A 6,583-nucleotide genomic window follows, 5' to 3' on the forward strand; every position below is an offset into this window, starting at 1 on the left:
GCCCGGCGGGCCCCGGCGGTGGTCCGTGGCGGCGCGGCGCGCAGCGGTCCGGTGCCGGCGCACACCCACTCGGATGCGCTCGCGGTGCTCCAGCAGGCGGTACGGGACAAGGCGCTGGTCTGGGTCGGCTACGTCGACGCGCACGGGGCGACCGCGTCGCGGCTGGTCCGGCCGGTGTCGATCGGGGCGGGCTACCTGCGCGCGGAGGACGAGCGCACGGAGATGCTGCACACCTTCGCGCTGCACCGGATCACCGCGGCGGTGCTGGAGGACTAGTTACCTCCCGTTGTGGCGGAACGCGCCGATCACGGAGACGGCGAGCAGCAGCCCGAAGCCGGCGCCGGCTGACTCACCGACCGAGTCGACGAAGCCCTGGCGTTGCACCAGCAGCCCGAACAGGAACCAGCCGAGCAGCCCGACGGCGGCGGCCGAGTATCCGACCAGGACCGCGGTGGGCACCGCGTGCTCGGGCTGCCGGTGCTGCTCGGGGAGCACCTCGTGGTCGACCGTCATGGCAGTCCCTCCCGCCCCGTCCGGACCCGCTTCCAGCGTGACACCGGCGGGTCCGGGCGGACAGGGGACAAAACCCTGAGATCAGGTGCCGGGGCGGCGGCCGAGGACGACCACCCGGGTGCCGATCGAGCCCAGTTCCCAGAGGCGTACCGCGTCCCGGTGCAGCAGGTTGACGCAGCCGTGCGAGCCGATCGACTTGTTGTGCAGGTAGGTGGTGGTCTCGTGGAACCCGATGCCGCCGTTGAACTGCTGCCAGTAGGGCAGCCACACCTCGTACGGGTTGGACCACTCCTTCAGGTTCCGGCCGCCGACGGAGTAGGTGCCGGAGGGGGTGGCGTACCCGGCCATGCCGGTGCGGGTGACCGTCGGGCCCATCACCACGGTGCCGCCGCGCATCGCCCAGACGGTCTGCCGGGTCAGGTCGACGCAGAAGGTGAGGCGGGAGCCGGCCTTGCAGCGGTGCACGTCGGTGGTGGCCAGCCGCTTCGCCACGTCGTACGTGGTGTCGCCGGCGCGGCCGGCGGCCGGGCTGATCCCGTACCGGCGCTGGAACTTCTTGATCGCGGTGCAGTCGGCCTCGGACTGCTTGCCGTCCACGGTCACGTTGCCGAACCCGCCCAGCCGGGCCAGGTACGTCTCCACGGCCCGCTGGTGCTCGCCCTGCGGGCAGCCGGTGAACCCGGTCGGGCTCGGCCTGGCCGTGGCGGTCGGCTTCGGGGACTGGGTGGGTTTCGGCGTGGCCGTCCGGCTCGGCTCCGCCGACGGGGACGTTGTCGTCTGGTCCGGCGTGGGCACCGCGCTCGCCCCCGATACTCGCTCCGTCTCGGCGACGGGGCCCGGGGCGGCGGCCCCGGTCCCGTCGCGTCGCGGATCGAGCGCGCACGCACCGACGCCGACCAGCACGACCGCAGCCAGGGTGAGCACCCGGACGCTGAACCGGACACGCTTCATGGGCCCTCCCCTGGACAGTTGTCCCGCTAGCTAGACGTATGGGAACACTGTCACGTTGCCTGTCCCGTGTGACTTTTTCCGGACACCTTCACCCGTGCAACACTGGATGGTCCGCCGTCGGCAGGTCAGCCGGACCGCGGGCGAGGTGATCCGGCAAGGGAGAGGACGCTGGCGTGAGCGGTGGACCACTGATCGTGCAGTCGGACAAGACCCTGCTGCTGGAGATCGATCACCCCGACGCGCAGGCGTGCCGGATGGCGATCGCGCCCTTCGCCGAGCTGGAACGCTCGCCGGAGCACGTGCACACCTACCGGCTCACCCCACTTGGGCTGTGGAACGCCCGGGCCGCCGGCCACGACGCCGAGGGCGTGGTGGACGCCCTGATCAAGTACTCCCGCTACCCGGTGCCGCACGCGCTGCTGGTCGACGTGGCCGAGACCATGGACCGGTACGGCCGGCTCCAGCTCGCCAACGACCCGGTGCACGGCCTGGTGCTGCGCGCCCTGGACCGGCTGGTGCTGATCGAGGTCGCCAAGAGCAAGAAGCTCGCCGGCATGCTCGGCAACAAGATCGACGACGACACCATCCAGGTGCACCCGTCCGAGCGCGGCCGGCTCAAGCAGGCGCTGCTCAAGCTCGGCTGGCCCGCCGAGGACCTGGCCGGCTACGTTGACGGCGAGGCGCACCCGATCGACCTGGCCGAGGCCGGCAAGGACGGCGGCAAGCCGTGGACCCTGCGCTCGTACCAGCGGGAGGCGGTGGATGCCTTCTGGGCCGGCGGCTCCGGCGTGGTGGTGCTCCCCTGCGGCGCCGGCAAGACCCTGGTCGGCGCGGCGGCGATGGCCGAGGCGAAGGCCACCACCCTGATCCTGGTCACCAACACGGTGGCCGGCCGGCAGTGGAAGCGCGAGCTGGTGGCCCGCACCTCGCTCACCGAGGAGGAGATCGGCGAGTACTCGGGCGAGCGCAAGGAGATCCGCCCGGTCACCATCGCCACGTACCAGGTGCTCACCTCGCGGCGCGGCGGCGCGTTCACCCACCTCGACCTGTTCGGTGCCCGCGACTGGGGCCTGGTCATCTACGACGAGGTTCACCTGCTGCCCGCGCCGATCTTCCGGTTCACCGCGGACCTCCAGGCCCGCCGCCGGCTCGGCCTCACCGCGACCCTGGTACGCGAGGACGGCCGCGAGGGCGACGTGTTCAGCCTGATCGGCCCCAAGCGGTACGACGCGCCGTGGAAGGACATCGAGCAGCAGGGCTGGATCGCCCCGGCCGAGTGCACCGAGGTACGGGTCACCCTCACCGACGCCGAGCGGATGGCGTACGCGACCGCGGAGGCCGAGGAGCGCTACCGGATGGCGGCCACGGCGCGCACGAAGCTGCCGGTGGTCCGCGCCCTGGTGGACCGGCACCCGGGCGAGCAGGTGCTCGTCATCGGCGGGTACATCGACCAGCTCCACCAGCTCGGCGAGTACCTGGACGCGCCGATCGTGCAGGGGTCGACCACCAACAAGGAGCGCGAGCGGCTCTTCGACGCGTTCCGGTCCGGGGAGATCCGGACGCTGGTGATCTCCAAGGTGGGGAACTTCTCCATCGACCTGCCTGAGGCGGCGGTGGCGATTCAGGTGTCGGGGACGTTCGGGTCGCGGCAGGAGGAGGCGCAGCGGCTGGGGCGGGTGCTCCGGCCGAAGGCCGACGGGCGGCAGGCGCACTTCTACACGGTGGTGTCCCGGGACACCATCGACACGGAGTACGCGGCGCACCGGCAGCGGTTCCTGGCCGAGCAGGGGTACGCCTACACCATCGTGGACGCCGACGACGTCCTCGGGCCTTCGCTGCCGTCGTTCGACTGATCAGGCGGCGCTGAGCTTCCGCAGGACGTACTGGTTGAGGCTGATGCCGTCCTCGGCGGCATGAATGGCCAGTTCCCGGTGCAGGCTCTCGCCGACCCGGAGGTTGAACTTGCCGGAGTAGCTGCGCTCAGCGAACGGTTGCGGAACCTGCTCCTCCTGCTCCTCCATGTCGGCGATCACGTCACGCAGCAGATTCTGCAGCCCCTGAAGAGCCTCGATCTGTGAGGAAGCGAGCCACGAGAGCGACGGAAACTCAGCGCAGGTGGCCACGAACTCGTGGTCCTCGGCGGACCAGGTGACGCGGTAGGTGTAGTGGGTGATCTCGGGACGTTCGTCGGGGTGCATCACATGGCCTCCTTCTTGTCGATCGCTCTGAGCACTTGCCGGACCTGGTACGCCTTCGCCTTGCCCTTGTCGCCCTGGATGTTGACCCGCGGGTCGCCCGCCCAGGGCATCTTGAACACCGCGTGGGAGGTGCCCGCCTGTCGCGGCTTCCCGAAGTAGTGCTCGCAAACCCGGTAAAGATCGTTGTAGGCGATGTTCTGCGGATTCTTCCGCATCGCCTCAACGACCTTGGCTATGGACGACACCTGGTTATGGTACTACGCGCGGTACCATCGGCAAAGAGGTGGCCCGTCTGCGAGCCGTCGACCCGCCGGGCTTTGCTGCCGGCTTCCAGTCTGACCCGGGCAAAGGTGGCGGGCCAACGCGGGCCTCTGTCGCGTGTGGCCAAAGCATGACTCAGGCTCGAGGCGACCCTCGATGCTGAAGTTCGGGCGCCTGCCAGGAAACTTCTGCAGTTAGTTAGTCAACTGCTTCGTCATTCCCAGCCACATAAACACCCTTACCTTGATGACCTTCGACCAGCCCTTCGGCCTGGAGGATCAGCAGCGCTGATCTAACCGGCTCGGCGGAGACGTTGTAGTGCGCTGACATTTCACGCAGAGAAGGCAGCTTGGTACCAGGGCGATACTCGCCCGAGCTGATCTTGTCGCGGATGTCCTGAGCGATGCGCTGACGGTCTGGAATTCGGGGCATGGCAACTCCTGGTAGGCCCCAAGATCCTCCCACGCCCGCGACCGAGCGGCCAAGACTTCGCGTGCTTAGCATGCTCAGCCCTTGAGCTTTGCATGCTTTGCATTGTATGTTGACAGGCGGAAGCCCGGCACTGGATCGCCTGGTAGGCAACCGGCCCTTCCGGTTGGGCATCCACCGCCGCTGGCACGGCTGACTCCCGTTCGTCGGCTGTGCCAGCACCCCCAACGTTGAGCCGCAAGCAACCCAAAGCGACACAGGGCACGGCCCGCTGCCCCCAGCACTGCCGAAAAGCCAACGCGATCCGAACGAAGGGCGGTCACTTCGTGCGCAACCTGCTCCGCCGGCTGACCCGCCGGCCCCACGCTCCGCAACCAGCGCCGATTCCCAGGACCCCGGCGAATCGCACCCCACTCCGCCCCTGGCAGGTGCGGGACCGCTGCTTCAACGTCCGCCGGCGCGGCCTCGACCCGGTCGAGATCCGCACCTTCCTGCACCGGGTGGCCGACGAACTGGCCGTTGCGCAGACCGCCCTGGTCGCGGTTCAGGAGGAGAACGTACGCATCAAGAACGCCCTGCGCGCCTGGCAGAGCGCCCAGTCGGCGGAGCGCCTCTACCGATGACGGACCGCTGGGTGATCCACCTGCCGGTGACCGCGCCCGACCTGCACCGCGCGCGGATCTTCGCGCGTACCGCCGCCCGGGTGTTGGCCCAGCTCAGCGCCCGGGTGGAGCCGGGCGGGGTGACCGTGTCGGCGGAGGACGAGCAGTGCGTACGCCACTGGGTTTTCTGCGACCGGCCGCTGCCCGGCGGCGGACGGTGTGCGCTGCCGGTGGATCACACAGCGGCCTGCGCGCGGCGCGCGCCGTGGCTCATCCGCCGCTGAGGGCAGCCCGGTCGGCACCGGCCGAATGCCCTCCGCCCCGCCGGGTAGGCGGTGGAGGCATGCGACCGCCGAAGTGCCGACGTACGAGAGAAGAGAGGTACGCGATGAAGGACAGAATCCTCACTCCGCTGAAAAAGAGGGCAAAAGCCATCATGGTGCGCCGGAGACGCGGCGACGCCGTGATCACCAAGCCGAGCCGTTCCACCCGGCCGGGCCGCCTCTACCAGTGAGGCGACCCGCCGGCCCGGGACGCTGCCGAACGTCAGGCTGGCGACACCCCGCCGCGCAGGTAGCGGGTGCGGCGGCCGGCGTCGCGGAACCCGAGCCGCCGGTACAGGCCGGCGGCCGGGTTGTTGTCGTTGACGCAGAGCCACGCCTCGCGGGCGCCGTCGGCCGCGAGGGCCCGCAGCGCACCGGTCACCAGGTACGCGCCGACCCGTCGTCCCCGCCAGCCGGGGACGACGCCCACCTGGTCGATCCAGTTGTCGATGACGTTGACGAAGCCCATGGCGTTGCCGTCGGAGTTCCGGGCGATCATCGACAGGTCGGGCCGGTACCCGTCGTCGTCCCGCAGCTCGTCCAGCCACTCGTCGGGCTCCGGCTCGACGAAGCCGGGCCGGTCGGCGAACGAGGCGCGGTAGGTCTCGAACAGCTCGGCGTCGAGCTTCACCGGCTCGGTGCGGACGCCGTCCGGCGGCGCGACCTCCGGGATGGTGGCGAGGTCGTGCCGGAGCACCCACTCGGTGAAGGTCCGCGCGAAGCCGCGCGCCGTGAACAGGGCGTCCGCTTCCGGGGTCCAGGTCTCGGTGGTCAGCAGCAGGTCGGCATCGCCGGCCTGCTCATCCGCCCAGCTCAGCAGCCGGCCGCCGAGGCCCCGCTCCCGCCAGCCCGGATGCACCAGGCCGGTGCTGGTGACCGGCTGCCGGTCGCTGCCGACACTCACGGCCGCGACCAGGCGGCCATCGTGCCAGGCGCCGAGGGTGCGGGTCTGGAGCAGCCGCGCCCGCAGCAGCGGCGCCGTGGCGAACAGTGGCAGGCCGCCGTCGACGGCGAGGCACGCCTCGGCCAGCTCGGTCAGCGCTGCGAGGTGTTCGTCGCCGAACTCTTTCCAGGTCAGCGCGTCCGTCCGGTCCACCATGTCGTCCCTGCCTCTGTCGCCTGCCGTCGACCGTCCGGCGGCTGGCGGCTGGTGCCGGGCCGGCGCGACGGCGCCCGGTGGGCAGTAGGCCCCGCGGCCCGGACCGATGTCAACCGGATTCGCGCCGGCGCTCCGCGCCGTGCAGCCGGGCGGGTCGCCGCTCACCTGCCGCTCAGCGGGCTGCCGGCGTGTCGGGGGGCTAGGCGG

At 70.7% G+C, this 6,583-nt stretch carries 11 protein-coding genes; 5 read left to right on the forward strand and 6 right to left on the reverse strand.

All coding sequences use genetic code 11. From position 1 onward, the window contains the following. The coding region (locus ACWEVO_RS26175) for a WYL domain-containing protein (protein ID WP_452310159.1) at positions 1 to 276 on the forward strand (276 nt) is incomplete at its 5' end. Here ACWEVO_RS26175 and ACWEVO_RS26180 read toward each other — a convergent pair. Both ACWEVO_RS26180 and ACWEVO_RS26185 read right to left on the reverse strand, forming a co-directional pair. Beyond that, on the reverse strand, positions 277 to 513 hold the full coding sequence (locus tag ACWEVO_RS26180) for a hypothetical protein (RefSeq protein ID WP_452310160.1): 237 nt from the start codon (positions 511 to 513) through the stop codon (positions 277 to 279). Between the two features lie 81 nt (positions 514 to 594). Beyond that, entirely contained in the window at positions 595 to 1,464 is an 870-nt protein-coding gene (locus ACWEVO_RS26185; RefSeq protein ID WP_452310161.1) for a L,D-transpeptidase family protein, read from the reverse strand. Positions 1,465 to 1,637: 173 nt separating this feature from the next. Here ACWEVO_RS26185 and ACWEVO_RS26190 point away from each other — a divergent pair, with 173 nt between their 5' ends. Continuing rightward, positions 1,638 to 3,317, forward strand: coding sequence for a DNA repair helicase XPB (locus tag ACWEVO_RS26190; RefSeq protein ID WP_452310162.1), 1,680 nt, complete (start codon positions 1,638 to 1,640; stop codon positions 3,315 to 3,317). On the opposite strand, the gene ACWEVO_RS26195 is transcribed toward ACWEVO_RS26190, so the two are convergent. The 3 genes from ACWEVO_RS26195 to ACWEVO_RS26205 form a co-directional block, all read right to left on the reverse strand. Beyond that, on the reverse strand, positions 3,318 to 3,662 hold the full coding sequence (locus ACWEVO_RS26195) for a type II toxin-antitoxin system HicB family antitoxin (RefSeq protein WP_452310163.1): 345 nt from the start codon (positions 3,660 to 3,662) through the stop codon (positions 3,318 to 3,320). After that, positions 3,662 to 3,877, reverse strand: coding sequence for a toxin HicA (locus tag ACWEVO_RS26200; RefSeq protein ID WP_452310164.1), 216 nt, complete (start codon positions 3,875 to 3,877; stop codon positions 3,662 to 3,664). Before ACWEVO_RS26200 ends, ACWEVO_RS26195 begins: the two co-directional genes overlap by 1 nt. Positions 3,878 to 4,121: 244 nt before the next feature. Beyond that, positions 4,122 to 4,355, reverse strand: a complete 234-nt coding sequence (locus ACWEVO_RS26205) for a winged helix-turn-helix domain-containing protein (protein ID WP_452310165.1) — start codon at positions 4,353 to 4,355, stop codon at positions 4,122 to 4,124. Between the two features lie 323 nt (positions 4,356 to 4,678). Between ACWEVO_RS26205 and ACWEVO_RS26210 the strand changes: the two genes are divergently transcribed. From ACWEVO_RS26210 to ACWEVO_RS26220, 3 genes are all read left to right on the forward strand, one after another. Then, a complete protein-coding gene (locus ACWEVO_RS26210; RefSeq protein WP_452310166.1) occupies positions 4,679 to 4,975 on the forward strand; it encodes a DivIVA domain-containing protein in 297 nt (98 codons plus the stop codon). Beyond that, positions 4,972 to 5,238 carry a hypothetical protein gene (locus ACWEVO_RS26215; RefSeq protein WP_452310167.1) on the forward strand — a complete coding sequence of 89 codons (267 nt, stop codon included), beginning with the start codon at positions 4,972 to 4,974 and terminating at the stop codon, positions 5,236 to 5,238. Before ACWEVO_RS26210 ends, ACWEVO_RS26215 begins: the two co-directional genes overlap by 4 nt. A 104-nt stretch (positions 5,239 to 5,342) precedes the next feature. Next, positions 5,343 to 5,468, forward strand: coding sequence for a hypothetical protein (locus tag ACWEVO_RS26220; RefSeq protein WP_452310168.1), 126 nt, complete (start codon positions 5,343 to 5,345; stop codon positions 5,466 to 5,468). A gap of 32 nt (positions 5,469 to 5,500) precedes the next feature. Here the strand turns inward: ACWEVO_RS26220 and ACWEVO_RS26225 are convergent, their stop codons facing one another. Then, positions 5,501 to 6,376: a GNAT family N-acetyltransferase gene (locus ACWEVO_RS26225; protein ID WP_452310169.1), complete on the reverse strand. Its 876-nt coding sequence runs from the start codon at positions 6,374 to 6,376 to the stop codon at positions 5,501 to 5,503. Positions 6,377 to 6,583 lie beyond the last annotated feature (207 nt).

It is taken from the genome of Micromonospora sp. NPDC003776 (assembly GCF_053605645.1).

Coding starts and splice junctions, on each gene's coding strand:
- ACWEVO_RS26180 (WP_452310160.1), bottom strand. CDS start 513: ATGACGGTCGACCACGAGGTGCTCCCCGAGCAGCACCGGCAGCCCGAG.
- ACWEVO_RS26185 (WP_452310161.1), bottom strand. CDS start 1,464: ATGAAGCGTGTCCGGTTCAGCGTCCGGGTGCTCACCCTGGCTGCGGTC.
- ACWEVO_RS26195 (WP_452310163.1), bottom strand. CDS start 3,662: ATGCACCCCGACGAACGTCCCGAGATCACCCACTACACCTACCGCGTC.
- ACWEVO_RS26200 (WP_452310164.1), bottom strand. CDS start 3,877: ATGCGGAAGAATCCGCAGAACATCGCCTACAACGATCTTTACCGGGTT.
- ACWEVO_RS26205 (WP_452310165.1), bottom strand. CDS start 4,355: ATGCCCCGAATTCCAGACCGTCAGCGCATCGCTCAGGACATCCGCGAC.
- ACWEVO_RS26215 (WP_452310167.1), top strand. CDS start 4,972: ATGACGGACCGCTGGGTGATCCACCTGCCGGTGACCGCGCCCGACCTG.
- ACWEVO_RS26220 (WP_452310168.1), top strand. CDS start 5,343: ATGAAGGACAGAATCCTCACTCCGCTGAAAAAGAGGGCAAAAGCCATC.
- ACWEVO_RS26225 (WP_452310169.1), bottom strand. CDS start 6,376: ATGGTGGACCGGACGGACGCGCTGACCTGGAAAGAGTTCGGCGACGAA.